The organism is Faecalibacterium sp. DFI.5.82, assembly GCF_029076575.1.
Classification (GTDB): Bacteria; Bacillota; Clostridia; order Oscillospirales; family Ruminococcaceae; genus Faecalibacterium; species Faecalibacterium duncaniae.
The window spans coordinates 1-310 of sequence record NZ_JARFIS010000520.1; the positions used below are offsets into that span (position 1 = coordinate 1).

Annotated in this window: 1 protein-coding gene; it reads right to left on the bottom strand. The window is 65.5% G+C overall.

The features are described 5' to 3' along the window. Positions 1-44: 44 nt before the first annotated feature. The coding region (locus P0G09_RS17700; RefSeq protein WP_275253326.1) for a galactokinase family protein at positions 45-310 on the bottom strand (266 nt) is incomplete at its 5' end.

Here is a 310-nt window from a genome sequence, read left to right on the forward strand (position 1 = left end):
GAGGAGATATATACGTCCAGGCCGGAGAGGGCAGCGCCATGCTCCTAGAAGGCCTCACACTCGCCCCGCAGCAGGGCCAGGGTGGTGTTCTCTTCCTCCTTGCGGGCAGCAAGGTCGCCAAGGTCGATGACACAGAGGTCATAGCCCTCGCTCTGCACACGCAGCTGGTTCAGGCCGTTGGGGGCAGCAGCAGCGATAATGTCAATGTTCACGCTGCCGGCCAGCACCCGGCCATGCTGGTGGTCGGTGTGGTTGCCGCCGATCTCGGTGCGGCCCGGGGCGCTGTACAGTCCGGCCTCGGTGTGGGCTC